Origin of the sequence: Citrobacter sp. Cpo090, from assembly GCF_030332665.1 — a bacterium.
Classification (GTDB): domain Bacteria; phylum Pseudomonadota; class Gammaproteobacteria; order Enterobacterales; family Enterobacteriaceae; genus Citrobacter; species Citrobacter portucalensis.
Map to the genome: position 1 here is coordinate 1,701,222 of NZ_JAOWHK010000025.1, position 24,751 is coordinate 1,725,972.

At 51.4% G+C, this 24,751-nt stretch carries 22 protein-coding genes; 8 read left to right on the top strand and 14 right to left on the bottom strand.

From position 1 onward, the window contains the following. The first annotated feature begins 19 nt into the window (after nt 1-19). Together dxs and yajO are read left to right on the top strand one after the other, a co-directional pair. Nucleotides 20-1,882 carry a 1-deoxy-D-xylulose-5-phosphate synthase gene (dxs, locus tag OGY83_RS10870; RefSeq protein WP_193135105.1) on the top strand — a complete coding sequence of 621 codons (1,863 nt, stop codon included), beginning with the start codon at nt 20-22 and terminating at the stop codon, nt 1,880-1,882. Nucleotides 1,883-1,938: 56 nt separating this feature from the next. Continuing rightward, on the top strand, nt 1,939-2,913 hold the full coding sequence (gene yajO / locus OGY83_RS10875; RefSeq protein ID WP_063941303.1) for a 1-deoxyxylulose-5-phosphate synthase YajO: 975 nt from the start codon (nt 1,939-1,941) through the stop codon (nt 2,911-2,913). Between the two features lie 77 nt (nt 2,914-2,990). Here the strand turns inward: yajO and pgpA are convergent, their stop codons facing one another. From pgpA to nrdR, 6 genes are all read right to left on the bottom strand, one after another. Further along, a complete protein-coding gene (gene pgpA / locus OGY83_RS10880) occupies nt 2,991-3,509 on the bottom strand; it encodes a phosphatidylglycerophosphatase A (RefSeq protein WP_003021578.1) in 519 nt (172 codons plus the stop codon). Then, entirely contained in the window at nt 3,487-4,464 is a 978-nt protein-coding gene (gene thiL, locus OGY83_RS10885) for a thiamine-phosphate kinase (RefSeq protein WP_191227656.1), read from the bottom strand. Before thiL ends, pgpA begins: the two co-directional genes overlap by 23 nt. Nucleotides 4,465-4,541: 77 nt before the next feature. Then, nucleotides 4,542-4,961 carry a transcription antitermination factor NusB gene (nusB, locus tag OGY83_RS10890; protein WP_000801129.1) on the bottom strand — a complete coding sequence of 140 codons (420 nt, stop codon included), beginning with the start codon at nt 4,959-4,961 and terminating at the stop codon, nt 4,542-4,544. Between the two features lie 19 nt (nt 4,962-4,980). Continuing rightward, the gene (gene ribH, locus OGY83_RS10895) at nt 4,981-5,451 is read right to left on the bottom strand and encodes a 6,7-dimethyl-8-ribityllumazine synthase (protein ID WP_003021575.1); all 471 of its coding nucleotides are present in this window, start codon (nt 5,449-5,451) and stop codon (nt 4,981-4,983) included. A 90-nt stretch (nt 5,452-5,541) separates the two neighbouring features. Further along, on the bottom strand, nt 5,542-6,645 hold the full coding sequence (gene ribD / locus OGY83_RS10900) for a bifunctional diaminohydroxyphosphoribosylaminopyrimidine deaminase/5-amino-6-(5-phosphoribosylamino)uracil reductase RibD (protein WP_106901964.1): 1,104 nt from the start codon (nt 6,643-6,645) through the stop codon (nt 5,542-5,544). A 3-nt stretch (nt 6,646-6,648) separates the two neighbouring features. After that, the gene (nrdR, locus tag OGY83_RS10905; protein ID WP_003021571.1) at nt 6,649-7,098 is read right to left on the bottom strand and encodes a transcriptional regulator NrdR; all 450 of its coding nucleotides are present in this window, start codon (nt 7,096-7,098) and stop codon (nt 6,649-6,651) included. A 153-nt stretch (nt 7,099-7,251) separates the two neighbouring features. Between nrdR and OGY83_RS10910 the strand changes: the two genes are divergently transcribed. Together OGY83_RS10910 and OGY83_RS10915 are read left to right on the top strand one after the other, a co-directional pair. Next, nucleotides 7,252-7,791: a SadB/YajI family lipoprotein gene (locus tag OGY83_RS10910; RefSeq protein ID WP_079938425.1), complete on the top strand. Its 540-nt coding sequence runs from the start codon at nt 7,252-7,254 to the stop codon at nt 7,789-7,791. Nucleotides 7,792-8,089: 298 nt separating this feature from the next. Next, nucleotides 8,090-8,953 carry a nucleoside-specific channel-forming protein Tsx gene (locus tag OGY83_RS10915; RefSeq protein ID WP_003021561.1) on the top strand — a complete coding sequence of 288 codons (864 nt, stop codon included), beginning with the start codon at nt 8,090-8,092 and terminating at the stop codon, nt 8,951-8,953. 45 nt (nt 8,954-8,998) lie between these two features. On the opposite strand, the gene OGY83_RS10920 is transcribed toward OGY83_RS10915, so the two are convergent. The 7 genes from OGY83_RS10920 to queA all read right to left on the bottom strand — a co-directional run bounded on the left by OGY83_RS10920 (nt 8,999) and on the right by queA (nt 15,716). Beyond that, complete coding sequence (locus tag OGY83_RS10920) at nt 8,999-9,691, bottom strand: helix-turn-helix transcriptional regulator (RefSeq protein ID WP_286635858.1); 693 nt, start codon at nt 9,689-9,691, stop codon at nt 8,999-9,001. A 23-nt stretch (nt 9,692-9,714) separates the two neighbouring features. Further along, nucleotides 9,715-10,080: a VOC family protein gene (locus OGY83_RS10925; protein ID WP_003021554.1), complete on the bottom strand. Its 366-nt coding sequence runs from the start codon at nt 10,078-10,080 to the stop codon at nt 9,715-9,717. 170 nt (nt 10,081-10,250) lie between these two features. Further along, nucleotides 10,251-11,222: a protein translocase subunit SecF gene (gene secF, locus OGY83_RS10930; RefSeq protein WP_003021550.1), complete on the bottom strand. Its 972-nt coding sequence runs from the start codon at nt 11,220-11,222 to the stop codon at nt 10,251-10,253. 10 nt (nt 11,223-11,232) lie between these two features. Continuing rightward, a complete protein-coding gene (secD, locus tag OGY83_RS10935) occupies nt 11,233-13,080 on the bottom strand; it encodes a protein translocase subunit SecD (protein WP_003021547.1) in 1,848 nt (615 codons plus the stop codon). A gap of 27 nt (nt 13,081-13,107) precedes the next feature. Then, entirely contained in the window at nt 13,108-13,440 is a 333-nt protein-coding gene (gene yajC / locus OGY83_RS10940) for a preprotein translocase subunit YajC (protein WP_043015381.1), read from the bottom strand. Between the two features lie 22 nt (nt 13,441-13,462). Next, nucleotides 13,463-14,590: a tRNA guanosine(34) transglycosylase Tgt gene (tgt, locus tag OGY83_RS10945; RefSeq protein ID WP_003021535.1), complete on the bottom strand. Its 1,128-nt coding sequence runs from the start codon at nt 14,588-14,590 to the stop codon at nt 13,463-13,465. Between the two features lie 55 nt (nt 14,591-14,645). Continuing rightward, nucleotides 14,646-15,716, bottom strand: a complete 1,071-nt coding sequence (gene queA, locus OGY83_RS10950; RefSeq protein WP_003021529.1) for a tRNA preQ1(34) S-adenosylmethionine ribosyltransferase-isomerase QueA — start codon at nt 15,714-15,716, stop codon at nt 14,646-14,648. Between the two features lie 90 nt (nt 15,717-15,806). On the opposite strand from queA, the gene acpH reads away from it, so the two are divergent. The 4 genes from acpH to OGY83_RS10970 all read left to right on the top strand — a co-directional run bounded on the left by acpH (nt 15,807) and on the right by OGY83_RS10970 (nt 22,470). Beyond that, nucleotides 15,807-16,388 (top strand): ACP phosphodiesterase, encoded by a 582-nt coding sequence (acpH, locus tag OGY83_RS10955; protein ID WP_123268473.1) that lies wholly within the window; start codon nt 15,807-15,809, stop codon nt 16,386-16,388. Between the two features lie 168 nt (nt 16,389-16,556). Beyond that, on the top strand, nt 16,557-17,159 hold the full coding sequence (locus OGY83_RS10960; protein ID WP_003021524.1) for a peroxiredoxin: 603 nt from the start codon (nt 16,557-16,559) through the stop codon (nt 17,157-17,159). 620 nt (nt 17,160-17,779) lie between these two features. After that, nucleotides 17,780-18,505, top strand: a complete 726-nt coding sequence (locus OGY83_RS10965) for a helix-turn-helix domain-containing protein (protein WP_286635859.1) — start codon at nt 17,780-17,782, stop codon at nt 18,503-18,505. Nucleotides 18,506-18,636: 131 nt separating this feature from the next. Continuing rightward, the gene (locus OGY83_RS10970; protein ID WP_286635860.1) at nt 18,637-22,470 is read left to right on the top strand and encodes an autotransporter outer membrane beta-barrel domain-containing protein; all 3,834 of its coding nucleotides are present in this window, start codon (nt 18,637-18,639) and stop codon (nt 22,468-22,470) included. A 406-nt stretch (nt 22,471-22,876) separates the two neighbouring features. Here the strand turns inward: OGY83_RS10970 and OGY83_RS10975 are convergent, their stop codons facing one another. Beyond that, entirely contained in the window at nt 22,877-24,745 is a 1,869-nt protein-coding gene (locus OGY83_RS10975) for an amidohydrolase (RefSeq protein WP_286635861.1), read from the bottom strand. Nucleotides 24,746-24,751 lie beyond the last annotated feature (6 nt).

Genomic DNA, 24,751 nt, shown 5'->3' on the forward strand with positions numbered 1-24,751 from the left:
CATATCCCATGAGCTTGCGATGAGTTTTGATATAGCCAAATACCCGACCCTGGCGCTGGTCGACTCCACCCAGGAGTTACGCCTGCTGCCAAAAGAGAGCCTGCCAAAGCTTTGCGACGAACTGCGCCGCTATTTGCTCGACAGCGTAAGCCGTTCCAGCGGGCACTTCGCCTCTGGTCTGGGCACGGTGGAACTCACCGTCGCGCTGCACTATGTCTACAACACCCCGTTTGACCAGTTAATCTGGGATGTGGGACATCAGGCTTACCCGCACAAAATTCTGACTGGCCGCCGCGATAAAATCGGCACCATTCGTCAGAAAGGCGGCCTGCATCCGTTCCCATGGCGCGGTGAGAGCGAGTATGACGTACTGAGCGTTGGGCACTCCTCAACCTCCATCAGCGCAGGTATTGGTATTGCCGTTGCCGCCGAGAAAGAAGGTAAAGAGCGCCGTACCGTATGTGTGATCGGTGATGGTGCCATCACCGCAGGGATGGCGTTTGAAGCGATGAACCACGCGGGCGATATTAGGCCCGACATGCTGGTTATCCTCAACGACAACGAAATGTCGATTTCAGAGAACGTCGGCGCGCTGAACAATCATCTGGCACAGCTGCTCTCTGGCAAACTCTACTCCTCGCTGCGCGAAGGCGGGAAGAAAGTCTTCTCCGGCGTGCCGCCGATTAAAGAGCTGCTCAAACGTACCGAAGAACACATCAAAGGCATGGTTGTGCCGGGTACGCTGTTTGAAGAGCTGGGCTTTAACTATATTGGTCCGGTAGACGGTCACGACGTGCTGGGGCTTATCACTACGCTTAAAAACATGCGCGATCTGAAAGGCCCGCAGTTCCTGCACATCATGACCAAAAAGGGTCGTGGCTACGAGCCTGCGGAAAAAGATCCGATTACCTTCCACGCGGTACCAAAATTCGATCCGTCCAGCGGATGTCTGCCGAAAAGCAGCGGCGGCCTGCCGAGCTATTCAAAAATCTTCGGTGACTGGCTGTGCGAAACCGCGGCGAAAGACAATAAGCTGATGGCGATCACCCCGGCGATGCGCGAAGGCTCCGGTATGGTGGAGTTTTCACGTAAGTTCCCGGACCGCTATTTCGATGTGGCGATTGCCGAGCAGCACGCAGTGACGTTTGCTGCCGGTCTGGCGATTGGCGGCTACAAGCCGGTGGTAGCCATTTACTCAACCTTCCTGCAACGCGCCTACGATCAGGTGCTGCACGATGTTGCCATCCAGAAACTGCCGGTCCTGTTCGCCGTTGACCGGGCAGGGATTGTTGGCGCAGATGGACAAACCCATCAGGGGGCATTCGATCTCTCCTTCCTGCGCTGCATCCCGGAAATGGTCATTATGACCCCGAGCGATGAAAACGAATGCCGCCAGATGCTGTTCACCGGCTATCACTACAACGACGGCCCAACGGTCGTGCGCTATCCACGCGGCAACGCGGTGGGCGTTGAGCTGACCCCGCTGGAACAACTGCCAATTGGTAAAGGCATCGTGAAACGTCGCGGGGAAAAAGTGGCGATTCTTAACTTCGGCACCCTGATGCCGGAAGCTGCTCAGGTCGCAGAGTCGCTGAACGCCACGCTGGTCGATATGCGTTTTGTGAAACCACTGGATGAAACGTTGATCCTTGAAATGGCTGCCCAACACGAGGTGCTGGTTACCATTGAAGAGAACGCCATTATGGGTGGTGCTGGCAGCGGCGTAAACGAAGTACTGATGGCCCATCGTAAGCCCGTCCCGGTGCTGAATATTGGCCTGCCTGACTTCTTCATTCCGCAGGGAACTCAGGATGAAGCTCGTGCCGATCTGGGTCTGAATGCCGCCGGAATTGAGACCAAAATCAAGGCCTGGCTGGCATAATCCCCTCCCCGCTCCTGCTATGCTTAATTCATCACGAGCTAAGCAGGAGTGGATTGATGAAATACAACATCTTAGGAAAAACCGACCTACGGGTCTCCCGCCTTTGCCTGGGTTGCATGACGTTTGGCGAACCCAATCGCGGCAATCACGCCTGGACGCTACCTGAAGAAAGCAGCCGCCCGATAATCAAACACGCCCTTGAGGGCGGCATTAACTTTTTCGATACCGCCAACAGCTACTCCGCTGGCAGTAGCGAAGAGATTGTCGGTCGCGCGCTGCGTGATTTCGCCCGCCGCGAAGATGTCGTGGTCGCTACCAAGGTTTTTCATCAGGTTGATGATTTAGCGGAAGGATTATCCCGCGCACAAATCCTGCGCTCGATTGATGACAGTCTCCGACGCCTGGGTATGGACTATGTGGACATCCTGCAAATTCACCGCTGGGATTACAACACGCCTATTGAAGAAACCCTGGAAGCGCTCAACGACGTCGTGAAAGCCGGTAAAGCTCGTTATATTGGCGCCTCATCCATGCACGCTTCGCAGTTTGCCCAGGCACTGGCCTTACAAAAGCAACACGGCTGGGCACAGTTCGTCAGCATGCAGGATCACTACAACCTGATCTACCGCGAAGAAGAACGCGAAATGCTGCCGCTTTGCTATCAGGAGGGTGTGGCAGTGATCCCATGGAGTCCGCTGGCGCGTGGTCGCCTGACGCGCCCCTGGGGAGAAACAACCGCACGCCTGGTTTCCGATGAAGTCGGTAAAAATTTGTACAACGAGAGCGATGACAACGACGCGCAAATTGCCGCACGACTGACCGGTGTCAGTGAGGAGTTGGGTGTAACGCGGGCACAGGTTGCGCTGGCCTGGCTGCTGAGCAAACCCGGCGTGGCAGCGCCAATTATTGGCTCTTCACGTGAGGAACAGCTGGATGAGTTGCTCAACGCTGTAGATTTAACGTTGAAACCGGAGCAGATTGCCGAGCTGGAAACGCCGTACAAACAGCATCCGGTGGTGGGATTTAAATAAGCGAGGTTGTAGATTGTAGGCCGGATAAGCATAGCGCATCCGGCGCTTATCGGGCCTACAATAGCCCCTGAAGAGGGTTAAATGATACCTACCGGCCAGTGATGGCCGATAAAATACAAAATTCCGGCAGAGAGTATTCCGGCCACAATATCGTCGATCATAATCCCCGTGCCGCCATGCACGTTGCGATCGAACCAACGAATCGGCCACGGCTTCCACATATCCAGAATACGGAAAATCACAAATCCGGCGGCAACCCACTGCCAGTCGTTGGTCGGCAGCGCCATCAGGGTAATCCACATCCCGACAAACTCATCCCAGACTATGCTACCGTGATCGTGCACGCCCATATCTTTCGCCGTTTGATGGCACAGATAAACGCCGATACAGATAGATAACATCACCACCAGCGAATACAGCTGCCACGGCAGAAAGGTCATTAAATACCAAAAAGGGATCGCCGCCAGCGATCCCATCGTGCCAGGAACAATTGGGCTCAGCCCGCTGCCAAAACCGGTGGCTAACAGGTGCCACGGATTGCGCATGCTCAGGCGGCTTTTGGCGACATCTTTTTTAAGGCGCGGCAAAATGGTCATATCCTTTCCAGTCAAACGTGACGGGTTTTCCATCGCGCGTAAAGTGAATGCCTTCCACGTCCGCGCTCATCTGCCCAATGCAGGTAAACGCTGCGCCGAGATTTCCCAGCGCCACGTCCAGCGCACCACGATTAATTTCCGGTACGGTAAAGCATAACTCATAATCTTCACCGCCCGAGAGCGCCCAGCGCAGGGCCTGTTCCGGCTCAACGTGCTGTGACAATGCCGTGGAGTATGGCAGCACATCAACGTTAACCCGTGCGCCACAGCCGCTGGCATTAACGATGTGCCCCAAATCGGAAATCAAACCGTCGGAAATATCGATAGCCGCACTGGCCAGATCGCGCAGGGCTTGTCCCTGCAAAATACGCGGCGTGGGACGCAGATGGCGTTTCAGTAGATAGTCCGCGTCTGTTGCATCTGTAACCTGCAATCGGTTCTGCAAAATCGCCAGCCCGGCCGCGCTGTCTCCCGGCGTACCGGTAACATAAATCCAGTCACCCGGTTTCGCGCCAGAGCGTTTTAAGGCCCGCCCAACGGGGACGTAGCCATGGATACCCAGCGTCATCGACAGTGGCCCACGCGTGGTGTCACCGCCAATCAGCTGCATATCATAGTAATTGAGGAGTTCAAACAGGCCATCGCTGAAGGCTTCAAGCCAGGCTTCATCGACGTCAGGTAACGTGAGTGCCAGCGTCAGCCACGCAGGATCCGCTCCCATCGCCGCCAGATCGCTCAAATTCACCGCCAGCGCTTTCCAGGCGAGATCGGTGGGATCAATGTCGGGGAGAAAGTGGTTGCCTGCCACCAGCGTATCGGTACTGATCGCCAGCGTTTGTTTTTCAGGGATGTTCAGAAGTGCGCAGTCGTCACCAATACCGGTTTCGACATCAAGACGAGACGTTCTTACGCGGTCAAAATAACGGGCAATCAGGGAAAACTCGCCGCATGCCATACGTTATGCCTCAGCAGAAAAAAAAGAAAAAGCCGGGGACAGCGGAAACAGGTTCCACCATCCAGCCGGCCTCGGGATTACTTTTTGTTGGGGCGAATCACAGGTGCTGCTTTATCCAGTACGCCGTTCACGAATTTGTGGCTATCTTCAGCGCCGAAGGTTTTTGCCAGTTCAATCGCTTCGTTGATGGCCACTTTGTACGGCACATCACTACGTTTAGACAGTTCAAACAGCGCAATACGCAGCACGGCTTTTTCTACCTGACCCAGCTCTTCCAACAGACGAGACAGGTAAGGCTTCATCAATCCATCCAGGTACGCGCTGTTAGTCGCCACCCCGGACAGCAGTTCACGGAAATACAGAACGTCGACATCTTTAACGTCCTGTTCCGCCAGGAACTGGTATTCAACATCAGCGATGTCGTTCTGGGACAACTGCCAGGAGTAGAGCGCCTGGACGGCACACTCACGGGCGCGGCGACGAGCAGCAGGTTTCACGGATTTCCCCTTACAAAAATCAGGCCTTAATGGCTTTCAATACATTAATCATTTCAAGCGCAGTCAGTGCAGCTTCTGCGCCTTTGTTACCGGCTTTAGTGCCAGCACGTTCGATGGCTTGTTCAATACTTTCGGTGGTCAGAACACCGAAGGCTACCGGAATGCCACTGTCCTGAGCGACATGCGCCAGGCCATTGCTTGCACCGCCAGCCACATATTCGAAGTGCGCGGTACCGCCACGGATCACCGTACCGAGCGCAATCACCGCGTCGTATTTACCGGTTTTTGCCAGTGCGTCAGCCGCCAGCGGCAGCTCATATGCACCTGGAACCCAAACAACGGTAATGTTTTCATCTTTAACCTGGCCAATACGTTTCAGGGCGTCGATAGCACCTTCCAGCAGGCTGTCATTGATAAAGTTGTTGAAACGCGCAATGGTGATGGCGACGCGAGCGTCCGGGGTAGCAACGTTAGCTTCAATAATGTTCATATTCTTCCTTCGGGTTCGATTTATGGCCCCGTAAGGGGGGCGGATTTTATCATAATATTCTGTGCGCTGCTTCCTCTAAATCAGAAAGCCTCACGCAGTCGTTAAATGCAGGCAAACGTCCGGGCCCACCTGGCGTATCTCATTGAATTTGAAATGGGGTGCATCAGCCAGTTTCTCAAGGCCTGGAAGCACACATAATCCTCGCGCATCGCTGCCTAACAGTTTAGGCGCAACATACACGATTAGCTCATCGACCAAACCGGCCTGCAACAATGCACCCGCGAGCGTTGGGCCTGCTTCAACCCAAATGCTGTTAATTTGCTGTTTGCCAAGCTGCATCATTAGCACCACCAGATCCAGATGCCCGTTATGTTCCGGCACCTTCAGACTGCGCACCGTCTCCGGCCAGCTACGAGGGTCGTCTTCAGTTCGGACAATCCAGGTTTCTCCTGGCTGTTGCACAATTCGGTGCTCCGGTGTGACCTGATTCTGGCTATCAAGAACAATGCGGATTGGCTGGCGCAGCTCTTCCTGCGGGTAACTCGCCTGAGTTAACTCCCCAAGCTCCGACCAACGCACGGTAAGCTGCGGGTCGTCTGCCAGCACCGTAGCACTGCTGGTTAAAATGGCATGGCTTTGCGCGCGCAAGCGTTGCACATCTCGGCGCGCCTGTGGTGAGGTAATCCACTGGCTTTCACCGCTGGCCATCGCCGTACGGCCATCAAGCGACGCGCCAAGCTTAAGCTGCAGATACGGGAACCCCGTACGCATGCGCTTGAGGAAGCCTTTATTCAGTTGCTCAACTTCGCTCATCATCAGCCCGTGGCTGACGTCAATGCCCGCCTGCTGCAAACGGTAGAGCCCGCGTCCTGCGACCTGTGGATTGGGATCCTGCATCGCCGCAACAACACGCGACACACCCGCCGCAATCAGCGCATCGCAACACGGCGGCGTGCGGCCATGATGACTACAGGGTTCAAGCGTCACATAGGCCGTTGCCCCTTGCGCTTTTTCTCCAGCCATCCGCAGAGCATGAACTTCGGCATGCGGTTCGCCCGCACGGTGATGATACCCTTCACCGACGATCTCCCCATCTTTCACAATCACGCAGCCCACGTTGGGGTTGGGGTGAGTGGTAAAACGTCCGCGCGCAGCAAGCTTCAGCGCGCGCGCCATGTACAATTCATCCTGCATGGCTTAGTCCTGTAGGCGAGCAATCTCTTCGCCAAATTCTTTGATATCTTCGAAACTCCGGTAGACAGAGGCAAAGCGGATGTAGGCGACTTTATCGAGCTTTTTCAGCTGCTCCATCACCAGGTTGCCAATCATCTTGCTCGGCACCTCACGCTCACCAGTCGCACGCAGCTGTGATTTGATATGGTTTAACGCCATTTCGACGTCATCTGCGCTAACAGGCCGTTTTTCAAGCGCTCTGAGCATGCCACTGCGCAGCTTTTCTTCATTAAAGGGTTCACGCACGTCGTTGCTTTTCACAACGCGCGGCATGACAAGTTCAGCCACTTCAAAAGTGGTGAAACGTTCGTTACAGACCAGACACTGCCGACGGCGGCGTACCGAGGAGCCCTCGCCTACAAGACGAGAGTCAATTACCTTAGTGTCTACGGCGAAACAGAATGGGCAATGCATACGGCGTCCTGTACCTCAGTGGTTAACAGAATCTATTTTACCCTGAACTGCCGTGACAACAAAGGCGATGCGCTTTTGAGACAAAGGATCGATGCCTTCGTGCTCAGTGCACACTACCATTATGCTATCGCGACAATGAAGGAAGTAATCACAATGACAAGACGTTACCTAAGAATTCTCCTGGTGGGAAGTCTCTTTAGTCTTAGTGCCTGCGCACAGCAAAGCGAAGTACGCCAGATGCATCAAAGTGTTAGCACGTTGAATAAAGAGATGACGCAGCTTAATCAGGAAACAGTAAAAATTACACAACAAAATATGTTGAATGCAAAATCAACCAGCGGCGTCTATCTGCTACCGGGTTCCAAAACCCCGGCACGACTGGACAGCCAGATTGGCACCTTACGCATGTCGCTGGTGAACATTGCACCGAATGCCGAGGGTACGCGCCTGACGCTACGGATTCAGGGTGAATCCAACACGCCTTTACCCGCCTTTAGCGCCACCGTCGAGTACGGGCAAATTCAGGGCACTACGGACAACTATCAGGAAATGAACGTTCACAACCAGTTGGTCAACGCTCCGGCGAGTATTCTTGCTCCCAGCGACGTAGACATTCCGTTGCAGATAAATGGCCTCACTCCAGATCAGTTAGGATTTGTTCGCATCCACGACGTCCAGCCTGTTAACCAATAAACTTTTTTGCGGAACGTTTTGTGCGTTCCGCAACATCACTCCGCTCCATTTTGTTACTCCCCTGACATAACCGATATTTCTGGTAAAACTTGGCAACATTCATGGGAGCCAGTACAATTCGCCGCCTAAAGTACGCAAACGTGAACGCAATCGATTACGTAAATGATAGAACTGTGAAACAAGACATATTTTTGTGAACAATGATTTTTATAATAGGCTCCGAAGAATTACGAAATATTTAGAAACGCAAATTGCGCATTTTTCACTCCCGAAAGGGATTTCAAACAGTGGCATACATATGAAAAAAACATTACTTGCAGCCGGTGCAGTGCTGGCGCTCTCCTCGTCTTTTACTGCCAACGCAGCAGAAAATGACAAACCGCAATATCTGTCCGACTGGTGGCACCAGAGCGTTAACGTGGTGGGTAGCTACCACACCCGTTTCTCCCCGAAACTGAACAACGACGTGTATCTGGAATACGAAGCATTTGCCAAAAAAGACTGGTTCGACTTCTATGGCTACATCGATATTCCGAAAACCTTCGACTGGGGTAACGGCAACGATAAAGGTATCTGGTCTGACGGTTCCCCGCTGTTTATGGAAATCGAACCGCGTTTCTCCATCGACAAACTGACCGGTGCTGACCTGAGCTTTGGTCCGTTCAAAGAATGGTATTTCGCCAACAACTACATCTACGATATGGGTGATAACAAAGCCAGCCGCCAGAGCACCTGGTATATGGGTCTGGGTACCGATATCGATACCGGTCTGCCGATGGGGCTGTCCCTGAACGTGTATGCTAAATACCAGTGGCAGAACTATGGTGCATCCAACGAAAACGAGTGGGATGGCTACCGTTTCAAAGTGAAATACTTTGTGCCGATCACCCAGGTTTGGGGCGGCCAGTTGACCTACATCGGCTTCACCAACTTCGACTGGGGCTCTGATTTGGGTGATGATCCGAACCGCACCAGCAACTCTATCGCTTCCAGCCACGTTCTGGCGCTGAACTACGATCACTGGCACTACTCTGTCGTAGCGCGTTACTTCCATAACGGCGGCCAGTGGAAAGGTGGAGACACCTTGAACTGGGGCGAAGGCGACTTCAGCGCGAAATCTACCGGTTGGGGTGGTTACCTGGTCGTGGGTTACAACTTCTAATCCAGACATTTTATCGCAGACAAGCCAGCTTAACCGCTGGCTTTTTTATGGCTGGTCTTCGCAGCGTACTTTACGCAAAAAGTCACTTAGCGAACGATCCGCCGATTCGCGAAAGCGCCTGTCGAGCGGCGTGATCTTCAGACATCGATCAACGCGAAAGCAGCGATAATCGTCCCGCTTCTCGCACCAGCCAACCAGCAGCCAGTGTTCGCCCCAGAAAAATAATCCCAGCGGCTGAACGTCGCGCCAGGAGAGGTTCCCGGACTCATCGCGATAATGCAGCGCCAGTACCTGCTGCGCTGAAACCGCGCGATGTATGAGATCGAAGGCACTGCGTGAATGCGGCTGATTACCAAAATCTGGAGCGAAAATCCGAGTTTGCTCAGCCCTGCGCCGACTCTCTGGCGGCAATATCGCCAGCACTTTTTCCTGCGCGGATTCCAGTGCCTGTGAAAGTGAATCTCCGCCCCATGTTTTCAATAATCGAATCGCTACCATCAATGCTTCTGATTCGTGATGGGTTAACATCAACGGCGGCAGATCAAACCCGGCCATTAAGCGGTATCCGCTGCCCACTTCGCCTTCAATGGGCACGCCGGATAAAGAGAGATCGCGGATATCGCGATAAATCGTCCGTTCAGAAACCTCAAGACGTTCTGCCAGCAGCGCCGCCGTTGTCACTCGCCTGCCACGCAGGATTTGTACAATCTGAAACAAGCGGTCGGCGCGTCTGCTCATTTTAATCCTCAGTCCTGAAAATATTACGCGGGTTGATGTAAACCAACACGATTGCCTTCGCTGTCAGTAAATAGCGCAATCGTACCAATGTCCTGCCCCAGTTCGAGTGGGCCAAACACACACTGACCGCCAGCAGTGGCGACGCGTTCAAGCGTTGCTGCCAAATCGTCCGTATGCAGATAAATAATAGCGCCCTGCGCTGAAGGCGTAATACCGTCAAATTTAGCCAGCGCCCCGCCGGGAGCGGGATCCTGATGCGGAAATACGGCGAGCTCAGCGCAGTCCATGTTCTCTCGACGCAAAGAAACCTGCATCACTGGCTCATAAAAAGCGATGGCGCGATCCATTTGTGCCACGGGGATTTCAAACCAATTAATTACGTTGCTCATACTTCCTCCTGCCTGTGTGGGTAATCTCAGGAGGACTATAAGACAGGGCTACTGACAGCATACTGTCAGTAGTGTGGCGACAGGGAAAGATAATGGCCTGTCGCTAATTCACAGACAAAAAAAATCCCGACCTTGCGATCGGGATTCCAGTGTCTTCACTCCAGGGTGGGTTAAGGCAGAATCGACGGTTGATCCGCCCCTTCTTTCTCGACCTTCTGCTGCAGCATGTGCTCACGCTTCATACCCAGCTTCAGCGCCAGCGCCGATGCCACGTAGATAGAAGATGCAGTACCGATGGAAACACCGATCAACATCGTCAGCGAGAAGCCTTCCAGTACCGGACCACCGAACAGGAACAGCATCAGAATAACCATCAACGTCGTACCAGACGTAATCAACGTACGGTGCAGCGTTTGAGTCAGTGACACGTTAAAGATTTCGTAAGGCGTACCGCGACGAATTTTGCGGAAGTTTTCACGAATACGGTCAGATACAACGATACTGTCGTTCAGCGAGTAACCGATTACCGACATCAGCGATGCAACGATAGTCAGGTCAATCTCGATATGGAACAACGACAGGATCCCAAGTGTGATAATCACGTCGTGCGCCAGCGCGATAACTACCCCAGCCGCCAGTCGCCACTCAAAGCGGAAACCAACGTACACCAGGATGGAGATCAGCGCCGCCATCAGCGCCATCGCACCGGTTTGCGCCAGGTCTGCACCCACACTCGGACCCACGAATTCAATTCGCTTCACCGCGGCGTTTTGGTTGGTGGATTCGTTAATCACACTCAACACTTTGCTGCCCAGCACCTGACCACCGTCTGCGCCTTCAGTTGGCGGCATACGTACCATAATGTCGTGGCTGCTGCCGAAGTTCTGCAGAAGCGGATCAACGAAGCCCGCTTTCTCCAGCGCATCGCGCATCACGTCCATATCGGCCGGTTTTTCCAGCGTGATTTCAATAACCGTACCACCGGTGAAATCGAGACCCCAGTTAAACCCGCGTACGCCCATCACCACGATGGCCGCAATCAGCAGGAAACCTGAAATGCCGAAAGCCCAGTAGTCCCAGCGCATAAAGTCCCAGACTTTACGGCCGTGGTTCAATTGTTCAACAGTATATTCCTGTGCCACTTCGCACTCCTCAGATTGACAGCTTTTTGACGCGCTTGCCGCCATACAGCAGGTTTACGATGGCACGTGTACCGACAATCGCGGTAAACATCGACGTCGCCACACCAATACCGGTAGTAATCGCGAACCCTTTAATTGCCCCGGTGCCCACTGCGTACAGGATGATGACCTTGATCAGCGTCGTAATGTTCGCATCAAAGATGGAGCTAAATGCGCCCGCATAACCTTCATTGATGGCCTGCTGCACCGAACGCCCGTTACTCAACTCTTCTTTGATACGTTCGTTGATCAGTACGTTCGCATCGACCGCGACGGCAAGGGTTAAGACGATCCCCGCAATCCCCGGCATACTTAGCGTAGCACCCGGCAGCAACGACATAATACCGACAATCAGCACCAGGTTAGCAATCAGCGCACTGGTCGCAATCAGACCGAACTTCTTATAGAAGAAGATCATGAACAGGATAGACACCACCAGACCAGCCAGACACGCTTCCAGACCCTGTTTAATGTTCTGCATACCCAGGGTTGGGCCGATGGTACGTTCTTCAACAATCTGAATTGGCGCAATCAACGCACCGGCACGTAACAGCAGGGAAAGCTGGCGCGCTTCGTTCGGGTTGTTGATACCGGTGATACGGAAGCTGTTACCCAGGCGAGACTGGATATTGGCGATGTTAATCACCTCTTCCTGTTTCACCAGTACTGCACGACCGTTGGCATCTTTCTTACCGCTGTCTTTGTACTCCACAAACAGGGTCGCCATCGGCTTACCGATGTTGTCCTTGGTGAAGTTGGACATGATGTTACCACCCGCGCTATCCAGCGAGATGTTAACCTGCGGCTGATTGTATTCGTCCTGGCTGGAAGTGGAGTCGGTGATATGGTCACCGGTCAGGATCACGCGCTTGTACAGCACAACCGGCTGACCTTCACGAGACTGTTTCACTTCCGAGTCACCCGGTACACGCCCGGATGCCGCAGCGGACTGGTCAACGTTGGTATTTACCAGACGGAATTCCAGCGTCGCGGTTGCGCCCAGAATTTCTTTCGCACGCGCGGTATCCTGAATACCCGGCAGTTCGACCACAATGCGGTCAGCACCCTGACGTTGTACCACCGGTTCAGCAACACCCAGTTGGTTAACACGATTACGCAGAATGTTGATGTTCTGCTGTACCGCGTATTCACGGGCTTCGCTCAGGCGTGCATCGGTCATTACCGCACGCAGTGCATTGCTGCCCTGGCTGGAAATAACCAGATCCTGGTGACGCTTGCTCAGGTAAGAGATAGCTTCATCACGGGCGCTGCTATCACGGAAAGTGATGCTCAGACCGTAGTTATCTTCTTTGCGAACGGTAGTATAAGGAATGCCCTTTTCACGCAGATCGCTGCGCAGGCTATCGATATTTTGTTCCTGCAACTTACTCAGCGCGGTGTCCATATCCACTTCCATCAGGAAGTGAACGCCGCCACGCAGGTCAAGACCGAGTTTCATCGGTTCTGCGTGAATGGCAGCCAGCCAGCGCGGGGTTGCCGGAGCAAGGTTAAGCGCCACGACGTACTGATCGCCCAGTACGCCCATTAACACTTCACGTGCGCGCAGTTGGGTATCAGTGGAGTCGAAGCGCGCGAGAATAGCACCCTCTTCCAGAGCCACAGACTTAGGTGTGATTTTATCTTCTTGTAACGTTTTCTGGACCTGGATCAGCGTTTGCTCACTGGCGGCGGCACCGCGCACGCCAGTGATTTGAACAGCCGGATCCTCACCATACAGGTTGGGAAGCGCATAGAGCAGACCGACGACAATAACGACGATCAGCATGACATACTTCCACAAAGGATAACGGTTTAACACGGCAGTTCCCTTTGGGAAAACAATAAATTACAGCGCCTTCATGGTGCCTTTCGGCAGAACGGCAGCTACGAAATCACGTTTGATAACCACTTCGGTGGTGTCGTTAAGCGCGATAGCGATGTAGCCAGATTCTGCTACTTTAGTCACGCGACCCACCAGACCACCGTTAGTCAGTACTTCATCGCCTTTCGCAATGGAGCTCATCAGATTTTTGTGTTCTTTGGTACGCTTTTGCTGCGGGCGCAGGATCATGAAGTAGAAAATCAGACCAAACACCACCAGCATCAGAATCAGAGACATCGGGCTGCCCTGCGCCGGAGCACCTGTTGCCGCTACCGCATCAGAAATAAAAAAGCTCATTCAAATTCCCTCATTATTAAAATTAATCAACGTTCACAGGTGGAACTGGTCTACCCTGACGTTGGTAAAAATCGGTCACGAAGCTCTCTAATTTACCCTCTTCAATAGCCTTGCGTAAACCCGCCATCAAACGCTGGTAGTAGCGAAGGTTATGAATCGTGTTGAGTCGCGCGCCCAATATTTCGTTGCAACGGTCGAGATGATGCAAGTAAGCGCGCGAATAATTGCGACAGGTGTAGCAATCACACTCAGCATCGAGCGGACTGGTGTCGCTTTTATGTTTCGCGTTACGAATTTTTACCACGCCGTCAGTCACAAACAAATGACCATTACGGGCATTTCGCGTTGGCATCACGCAGTCAAACATATCGATACCGCGACGTACGCCTTCAACCAGATCTTCTGGTTTACCAACGCCCATCAGGTAACGCGGTTTATCTGCCGGAATCTGCGGGCAAACATGCTCCAGAATGCGGTGCATATCTTCCTTCGGCTCACCGACAGCCAAACCGCCGACAGCGTAGCCATCAAAGCCGATATCTACCAGACCTTTGACGGAGATATCACGTAAATCTTCGTAAACACTGCCCTGAATGATGCCAAAAAGCGCATTTTTGTTGCCGAGACTATCAAAACGGTCACGGCTGCGCTTCGCCCAACGCAAAGACATCTCCATTGAGCGTTTAGCATAGTCCCAGTCGGCCGGATACGGTGTACATTCGTCGAAGATCATCACGATATCGGAACCGAGATCGTATTGAATCTCCATCGACTTCTCGGGATCGAGGAAAATCGGATCGCCGTTGATCGGGTTACGGAAATGCACGCCCTGCTCGGTTATCTTACGGATATCGCCCAGGCTGAACACCTGGAAGCCGCCGGAGTCGGTGAGGATCGGCCCTTTCCACTGCATGAAATCGTGCAGATCGCCGTGCAGTTTCATGATTTCCTGACCCGGGCGCAGCCACAGGTGGAAGGTATTGCCGAGGATGATCTGCGCACCGGTTGCTTCAACTTCTTCCGGCGTCATGCCTTTTACTGTGCCGTAAGTACCAACCGGCATAAAAGCAGGCGTTTCTACTACGCCACGATCAAAAACCAGGCGGCCGCGGCGAGCGCGACCGTCTGTGGTATCCAGTTCAAATTTCATCTTCACTCCTGCGTCAGAAAAACAGTCCGACGTTTTAAACACTCATGCCGGAGACTTACTCCCCGACACGCTCAGAAATAGCCTGCGGATTGTACGTGATAAACATGGCATCCCCGTAACTAAAAAAGCGATATTCCGCTTTTACCGCTTCATGATAGGCGTGCATGGTGTTTTTATAACCAGCAAATGCGGAAACCAGCATAATCAGCGTCGATTCCGGCAGGTGGAAGTTGGTGACCAGAGCATCAATCACCTGATATTTATAGCCTGGATAAATAAAGATTTGTGTATCGCCGAAGAACGGCTCGATGAGATCGTTTTTGGCCGCCTGCGCCGCACTTTCCAGCGAACGTACGGAGGTGGTACCTACCGCAATCACGCGGTTGCCGCGCGCTTTCGCCGCCAGCACCGCGTCCACCACATCCTGCGGCACTTCCGCATATTCGGAATGCATAATGTGGTCTTCGATGGTGTCTACGCGCACCGGCTGGAAAGTACCCGCGCCAACGTGCAGGGTGACGAACGCCATTTCAATGCCTTTATCGCGCAGTTTAGCCAGCAGCGGATCGTCAAAATGCAGACCCGCGGTCGGCGCAGCGACGGCGCCCGGCTTTTCGCTGTACACGGTCTGGTACAGCTCGCGGTCGGCGTCTTCATCTGGACGATCGATATACGGCGGCAACGGCATATGGCCGATGGCGTTGAGGATATCCAGCACGCTGCGTTCGTCGTTAAACTCAACTTCAAACAACGCGTCATGGCGGGCGACCATCGTCGCTTTAATACTTTCGTCGTCGCCCAGCAGCAGCTCGGCGCCCGGCTTCGGCGCTTTCGAGGCACGAATATGCGCCAGAATACGTTTGTCATCCAGCATACGCTCAACCAGTACTTCAATCTTGCCACCGCTGGCTTTACGACCAAACAGACGCGCAGGAATGACGCGGGTGTTGTTAAAGACCAGCAAGTCTCCAGGGTTGAGCTTATCGAGCAAATCGGTGAAAGTACCGTGCGTCAGCGCGCCCGTCGGCCCGTCCAAAGACAGCAAGCGGCAGCTACTGCGCTCAGCTTGCGGATAGTGGGCAATCAGGGATTCGGGTAGTTCAAAGGTGAAATCGGTAACGCGCATGACACTGACTCAGACTAAAATAAGAGGCGGGTAGTCTAGTGCCGGGGCGTTCTCCCTGCAACCTTTACCCCTCTGGATAAACGTTTAACTATGAATTTTCTTGCACACCTGCACTTAGCACATTTAGCGGATAGCTCGCTTTCCGGTAATCTGCTGGCCGATTTTGTCCGGGGCAATCCGGAAACGCACTACTCGCCTGAGGTGGTGGAAGGCATCTTTATGCATCGTCGTATCGACGTGATGACCGATAACTTACCGCAGGTGCGTGAAGCCAAAGAATGGTTTCGTAGTGAAACGCGCCGCGTCGCGCCGATTACGCTGGACGTCATGTGGGATCATTTTCTGTCGCGCCACTGGTCGGAAATCTCCCCTGACTTCCCGCTGGTGGACTTTGTGCGCTATGCCCGCACCCAGGTAACCACTATTTTGCCGGAATCGCCGCCGCGCTTTATCAATCTGAACAACTATATATGGTCAGAGAAATGGCTTGAGCGCTACCGGGATATGGATTTTATCCAGAACGTCCTGAACGGCATGGCCAGCCGCCGCCCACGACTCGATGCCCTGCGCGACTCATGGTACGACCTCGATACGCATTACGATGCGTTAGAAGAACGATTCTGGCAGTTTTATCCACAAATGATGGAACAGGCGCGGCGTAAAACCCTTTGATCGCAGCCCGCATTCCCCGCCGGATAAGCAGTAGCCGCCGTCCGGCAAAAGATTGATAGACAAAACCTGTCTCATTGATTGCCAGCGCCTCTTTGTCTTATTCCCGAACACTCTCTATACTGGCCCGCGTTGCGTTCCAAAAACCCCTTAACATTGCAGGAGAATTATATGGTACTGGTAACTCGTCAGGCTCCGGATTTCACAGCAGCTGCGGTACTGGGTAGCGGTGAGATCGTTGAAAACTTCAACTTCAAACAGCATACCAACGGTAAAACTACCGTTCTGTTCTTCTGGCCGATGGACTTCACCTTCGTTTGCCCGTCAGAACTGATCGCATTCGACAAACGTTACGAAGAATTCCAGAAGCGCGGCGTTGAAGTTGTTGGTGTTTCCTTCGACTCTGAATTTGTCCACAACGCATGGCGTAACACCCCTGTCGACAAAGGCGGCATCGGTGCAGTGAAATACGCAATGGTTGCTGACATCAAACGCGAAATTCAGAAAGCCTACGGCATCGAGCACCCGGAAGCGGGCGTTGCTCTGCGCGGTTCTTTCCTGATCGACGCTAACGGCGTTGTTCGCCACCAGGTGGTTAACGATCTGCCGCTGGGTCGTAACATCGACGAAATGCTGCGCATGGTTGACGCGCTGCAGTTCCACGAAGAGCACGGCGACGTTTGCCCGGCACAGTGGGAAAAAGGTAAAGAAGGTATGAACGCGTCTCCGGACGGCGTGGCGAAATACCTGACCGAGAACGTTTCCAGCCTGTAATTGGCAAGAATCTTAAGAGGCCCGCAAATGCGGGCCTTTTTTACATCTGGTTTTTGGTCCCCAGGCATCCCTTTCTCCTTATACCTCTCCGCTCATTTTGAAGTAAGTAAATGACGTCAAGACCGTTGTTTTGTCCTATCTCTGGATAAACATCCTTAGCGCATCAACATATTTCCACCTAAGAATTTTCCTGACAATTTTAAGATGATATCTGAATTTTCAAGACAAAAAGCAATAAAGGAAGAGTGAATTCGCTAAATTTAATCAACATGAAATAAATATATTTAATGTCTTCACATCTGAATAATGCCGCCGCACATCTTGTATTTTAATCCGCAACCCATTGTTATATAAGGCATTCCTGTTTCCTTTCAAAATAGAATACTTTAAAAAAACCATGCTAATCATAGTGATTATGAATAAGTTATAAATTTATTAACCGTGCTAATTATCCCAGCAAACATTAACACTTTTTACTTATCATTCTACAAATTCAATTAAAAAAACAGATCTTATCGATCGATTTTAATCATTACACATCAATTTATCAGCAGATTAGGATTTCGACAGGAAACCACATTGTTAACATTGTTTTTCTTGCAGATTAGGGAGAGATATGCATGGGCGGTAAAGATAAATGCATGCGGTTTTTTATTTATTCCGCAGACTGGACGCATGCGGCTGCATTGCAAAATTTAATCAGAGGTAAAAAAACTCCTGATAACTATATTTCATTGCCACAACTCACCATCAGTGAGCTGTGCGAATACACCGGACCGCCACCACATATAATCATCCTGGATGTCCCACCAGGAAGATATGTGGCATTAATCTTGGCTCTCCGTAAAAGTTTTCCTCAAGCACAAATGATTTGTACTCAGCATTATTTTCTCTACTCAGATCGTATGGTTGCTGAGTATTTTGGTGGGATATTACTAAAGGAATATGATGCTTTAATATCTGGATATCCCAATATAGGCATTGCTGAGCATCTTACGTCACCAATATTCTCAGCTGCATATCCTCGGCTCAGATTTTTTTGTGCAAGCGTTCCTCCGCAGGTGGTATTAGGTTCACTTGAAAAGTGGATCAGAAGAAGGCTATCAGAAGTGATACCTTCATCACGCACACGAACAATTACGCTGGATTGGTTAGCCAGAGGCATTTCACTTCGGGAAACTGCAAAACAATTGAAAAGAAGTGAAAAAGTGATGTACCACTATCGCTGGCTGATGATGCAAGCTTTAGGTGTACGCCATTACAGCAGAGATTTCATTCACTCACTGACGGTAAATGCAGGACCAACAAACTGGAAAAAACCCGAAAAGAAAACCGCGCATGAATAATAGTATGACGCGTATGTAGAGCTCAATTAAATTCCAAAATAAAAAAATCGCTATCAATGACGATGCGGTTTCTATTGTTTCATCCCTATTTTACAGAAGGGCCATGTGTTAGCAAACATAAGGATTTATTTATGTCGCAAAAAAGCGTTTCTTTCTCAAAAAAGATATTAGTCGTCTCTATACTACTCGCAATATCAGGTACTGCTACAGCTTCTGATGAAGGTTCTGACATGGTGAGTGGGCTTAACTGGAGTTTGTTGGAACCTAACTCTGGCGCCGGCGATACTGCCGTTCCTGGAATTTATGCCTGGAACTTTAATAACACCCAGAAGGTCGCCTCTCTCGATTCCGCCAGTAATAAAGGTAATATCTATTTTAACCCTCCACATGACAGCTTTCTAAATCGAACAGTAAATGTTGCTGATCTTGACCTGAGCGGATACTACATTAATTTTAGCAAAACCACTCTTGATGGTAATCAGTCCACCCTGAATCTGACCAATGCCACCGTTGATTTTATCGAATCAGGAGGGTCTGGCACCGACACTAATATAGCCATCAATTTAAAGGACGCTCAGCTTAACGGCGCTCAGATAGATACCAACTATGATAATGCCCTTAAAAATGGGGTGGCAAAGAATAAAAACTGGGTTGCAAATCAAAATGGTGATGGCGGATATAGTATTTATGTCGATCCCCTTGATAAAGGCGATGTAACTGTCGATATTGATAACAGTCAGTTAGGCTCAGAAACCTGGAAAGCTGGTATTTTTACCGGCAGTTCTGACTCCGTTAACATTGCTGCTTCTGAAAGTAACATTTTCGGTTCTGTACAAGCCGGATATTCTAAAGATGTCAATGTTGAATTGACAAAGCAAACAACACTCACCGGTAATATTGTCGCCGGTAATGGGGAAAGTATTGTCAGTATTAATGACAACTCGAAAGTACTCGGTGACATCAATGTCAGCAAGAGCAATCAAGCCAACGTGTCTCTGGGCGATAATGTCGCAACCAGCAATGTTAGTAAAATCACCGGCAACAAAACTAATTCAACTCTTGAGTTAGGTAAAGAAGTCACTGAATTAGACGGCAGTAAATTTGTCAACTTTACGGTGTTAAACGTGCTGGGTAAAAGTACCATCCTCAATGGTCTGAATGACACAAACGTAGGATCAGCACTCAAGCTGACGGGGAATCACATCATTGCTGATGTTAATATAACGGGCAATGGCGAACTCACCGTTGCAGGTAATTCCACGCTACAGGCAGAGACTCTCATCTTGAGTGACAGTGCCTCGTTAAACATCGAAAAAGGAACTTTGCAAACCAGTTCTGCTCAACTCTTTATTGATGGTCTGGGTAATAACGGTCTTAATACTTCTGCCACCAACCTGAACACAACTGGCCAGCGGGTATTTTTCGAAAATGGCACATTAGCACTCTCTGATGCGCTATTTAACCTCGATTATGTGAAATCTGTTAATGGTCTGGTGGGCGATGCCGAACTTATTATGCTGGGCAACGTGGTGTCTGCTGATGGTACTGGTCCTGCTGGTAGTGTAGATTTTGACACGGCCGGTGCTGTGGGTGAAAACACCGTGCTTGCCGGTGTTACCGTTAAATCTGATAAAAGTGACGTTGTTATTGGCGATGACGGCGTTGACGGCAGCAAAAACAGTATTGCAGTGAAAAATCTTGAATTAACTACTACTGAAAGCAATAAAGCAAGCGTACGCGTAACAGGCCAAAAAACGCTCACCTTAACTGGCGATGCCACAGGCAAAGAGAACACCAGCCTTGTTTCCGCAGGGGAAGACGCCAGTGTCAGTGTTGATGTCGACAATGGTACATTGCAATTGGGTCATGCATCTCTGTCCGGAGCCACAGGTTCGTTGAATGCCGCCGTAAACCTGGACAATGGGAATTTACAGATCGCTGGTGGCAAATACAGCGTTTCCGGAGATATTTCAGCAAAAAATAACAGCGCCATTACCATTGCAGACAGCGCGGCGTTACAAGCGTCTAAAATTGATATGGCGGGCGCCAATATGCAGGTCAATGGCGTATTGCAAACCGCTGCACTCAACGCCGACGCAGGTACGACTATCAATGTGGGCACTACCGCAGATCAGGGCGCTGCGGGACATCTGCTCGCACAGAACGTAAGCCTGAACGGGGCATCTCTGTTTCTTGATCCGCAATGGCAAGCCAATAGCACCATCGGTCAGGCTTCCAAAGCTGCGCTACAATTTATCGATGACAAAATTGACGGCAAGCTCACTGCCGGGCAAAACGCCTTACTGGTCCTGGGTGAGGCAACGACCGACTGGGCTGAAACACAGTTTTCCAAAACGGGTCTGCAATGGTCTGCTGACGGGATTACCGCCGCATTAGCCATTAATGCCCCGCAATTGCTGGATGCAACCCAAGGTAATCTGGTTGTGGATGGTTCACAGACCTCAGCCCCCAGCGCAAATGCCAATACGGCTACTTTTGCCGATAATTCACTGTTAATGGTGAATGGTAAAACCATTGCCGGCGGGCAGTATGCGCTCACAGCTGAAAATGGAACGCTCAACGTCAGCGACAGCGCCAGCCTTTACATTGCCGACGCCAAAACCAGTCAGACCTATTATATTGTTGACGGTTTTAACGGTGTTTCACCAAGTCGTATCGATGATTCCACTCAAACAGGTGTATCAGAAAAGGGATGGAATGGTGAAAATTTACTGACCAACCGACTGCTATCTGCAACGCGTCACTGGGATGTAGAAAACGGACAATTGCAGGTCACCACGGAGGTTAAATCCTCTGCTGACGCGTTACCTGGCGTCGCACTGACGCAAACGCTGGATACTATGATGGGCCAGGGAATCAATGACACGCAAAGTCAGTTTGCCGGCGTTCGTTTTCTGTCACGTGCGATAGATAATCCTTACGTCTCTACGCAGGATATCGTGAAAACCATTAACAGTGCAGCACAGTTGGCTGTGGCCGGAGGTGTACAGAACACCACCCTGTCCACAGGGTTGTCTGCCACCAAAGCGATCAACGATCGTAACTCAGTGCTTAACAGCAAACTCCAACCTAACGCAGGAACTGAAGGTCTGAATTTCTGGGCCAGCACACTGTATGGCCACGACAGTAACAGTGGTTTTAAAACTGGCGCACTGGAAACCGGCAATAATGTTAACTACTTTGGTTTAATGGTTGGCGCAGATATCACTCATCAAACCTCTCTGGGTAATTTGCGCAGTGGCTTAGCATTCCATTCCGGAACCGGTAAATCATCGTCCAAAGGTGATCTGCAATATACCAAAAATGATGTTGATTTTTGGGGTGCAACGTTTTATGAGAACTGGACTAATAATAATTTCAGCATGACCGTTGATTTAGGATTATCCAGGAACAGTAATGAAGTTGAGCAGAATCTTCCGGCTTGGGTGGATATGGGCAGTAAGTTAAAAGCGGATATTGATTCCGAAATGCTGACCGCGGGAATTACGGGTGAATACCTGTACAACTTATCCACTATCGATATCGTTCCACACGCCGGTGTACGCTATGTACAACTTAAAACTGAACGTTTTGATACTACGACCCAGTCCGGAGAGAAGCTGTTTGATACCGCTGAGCAGAAGCAGAACCTCTGGCAATTCCCGGTTGGCGTGCGTTTAAGCTCCACCTACTCGCTTGATTCTGGCTGGGCAGTTAGCCCACAAGCCGATCTGTCGGTCATTCCGGTTACTGGCGACACCAACGCGAAAACGCATATTCGTACCTACGGTATTAACGCATCCGATACACTGTCTTCAACGATTGTTGATGATACTTCGTTCTCAGGACAACTCGGTGTGAAGGCGCAGAAAGGAAATGTAAGTTTCGGTATCAACTACAATCTCGACGCATCTGAACACCAGACAGGTCAGGGGGCAATGGCCGTATTTAATTATAACTTCTGATGTAATTTAAAAAATACTCGTCCTCCTCAAATCGGGAGGCGAGTATTTCTTTTCAAGAATGACATACAGGAGAAAATATTTATGCTTAGATATCACAAATTGCTACAACCCATTTTCTTCATACTGACACTTGCCACAATAAGTTGCACTATCATTTCACTTTGTTTAGGCGATGGAAACTGGGCTTTTTATTACGGTATTGTTTCTGTAGGCTCGATGATAATTTATATGATTCACTGCTGATTATTAATTATTACGGATTGTTTAATTTATCCCCGCATCTCCCTTCAGGATAACACGTTTAATCGGTTAGCACTTCTACAGCCGTTGTCACGACGGCATTAGCCTGAGTCACAGACGATTGCACCACAATGTACAGCCCCTGGGCAGGGGCTGCAATGAGTGATTAAAACGCGAAGCAGGAACAGCCCAGCGCGCCCCAGAAAGCCCGGTCATCAGACACCGCAATCCCCGACTTACGCGCGATATCATGCTGATGACCGTGTACGCCGCAGCTGCCGCAGCACTGGTGCATCTGCACCATTGCGCCAATTTTTGCGGCTGCAGGTGGCGCTGAGCGATAATGCCCTGGCACCTTCACCACCGGCGACCAGTCCGGCACTATCGGAATAGCAGGTGGAGCCAGCGGGGTGAAATGCCCGGCCGCGTACACCACTTTGCCATCGACAATGGTCATCACTGACTCGATGCCTTTGATCTCTTCTTCCGCCACGCTGAAGTAATCTTTAGACAGCACCACTAGGTCGGCCAGTTGATCTTTCTCGATGCGCCCTTTCTTACCCTGCTCGCTGGAAAACCAGGCGCTCCCGGCCGTCCACAGTTCCAGGGCAACATCACGCGGCAGGCGATTGTTATCATCGTACATAGCCATACCGCCAACGGTGCGTCCTGATACCAGCCAGTACAACGCTGTCCACGGGTTGTAACTTGCCACGCGCGTAGCATCGGTACCCAGGCCAACTGGCACATCAGCCGCCAGCATTTTCGCCACCGGCGGCGTATGTTTAACCGCGTCTTTGCCGTAGCGATCGACAAAATACTCTCCCTGGAACGCCATACGGTGCTGGACCGCAATCCCGCCACCCAACGCTTTTACGCGTTCGATATTCCGTTCGGTAATCGTTTCGGCGTGATCGAAGAACCAGTGCAGGCCATTGAACGGGATATCACGATTAACTTTCTCAAACACGTCCAACATTCGGCTGATGGATTCATCGTAGGTGGCGTGCAGGCGGAACGGCCAGCGATGCTCCACCAGGTGTCGCACCACGCGCTCCAGCTCATCTTCCATCCCCTCCGGCAGATCCGGGCGCGGCTGAAGGAAGTCTTCAAAATCCGCTGCCGAAAAGACCAGCATTTCCCCTGCCCCGTTGGCACGATAGAAGTCGGTTCCCTGCCCTGGCTTAAGCATATCGGTCCAGCGTTCAAAGTCTTCCAGTTCCTGCTTCGGACGCTGGGTAAACAGGTTGTAGGCAATACGCACCGTCATCTGTTTGTTGGCGTGCAACTGCTCAATGATCTCGTAATCTTCCGGGTAATTCTGGAAGCCGCCGCCCGCATCGATGGCACTGGTCAGTCCCAAACGGTTCAGTTCACGCATAAACTGGCGGGTCGAGTTAACCTGCATTTCCAGCGGCAGTTTTGGTCCTTTTGCCAGCGTCGAGTAAAGGATCATGGCGTTCGGTTTAGCGATCAACATCCCGGTCGGGTTGCCGTTGCTATCACGCACAATCTCACCGCCCGCCGGATCCGGCGTCGCTTTGGTATAGCCAACCGCTTTCAGCGCAGCGCGGTTGAGCAAAGCCCTGTCGTAAAGATGCAGAACAAATACCGGGGTATCCGGGGCGGCCTCATTCAGTTCTTCAAGGGTTGGCATACGACGTTCGGCAAACTGGAATTCGCTCCAGCCCCCCACCACGCGTACCCATTGTGGCGACGGCGTTCTGTCAGCCTGGTCTTTGAGCATACGTAGCGCGTCCGCAAGCGACGGCACGCCTTCCCAACGCAATTCCAGGTTGTAATTCAGTCCACCGCGAATAAGGTGCAGGTGCGAATCGTTCAGGCCCGGGATCACCGTATGTCCTTGCAGATCGATAACCTGCGTCCCTTCGGCGGCAAAGCTCATTACCCGTTCGTGGCTACCGGTCGCCAGGATCTTTCCGTTGGCGATCGCCACCGCCTCGACCTGCGGGCTTTGCCTGTCGAGAGTATGAATTTTTCCGTGAGTCAGAATCAGTGTGGCAGTTTGAGACATAACAAT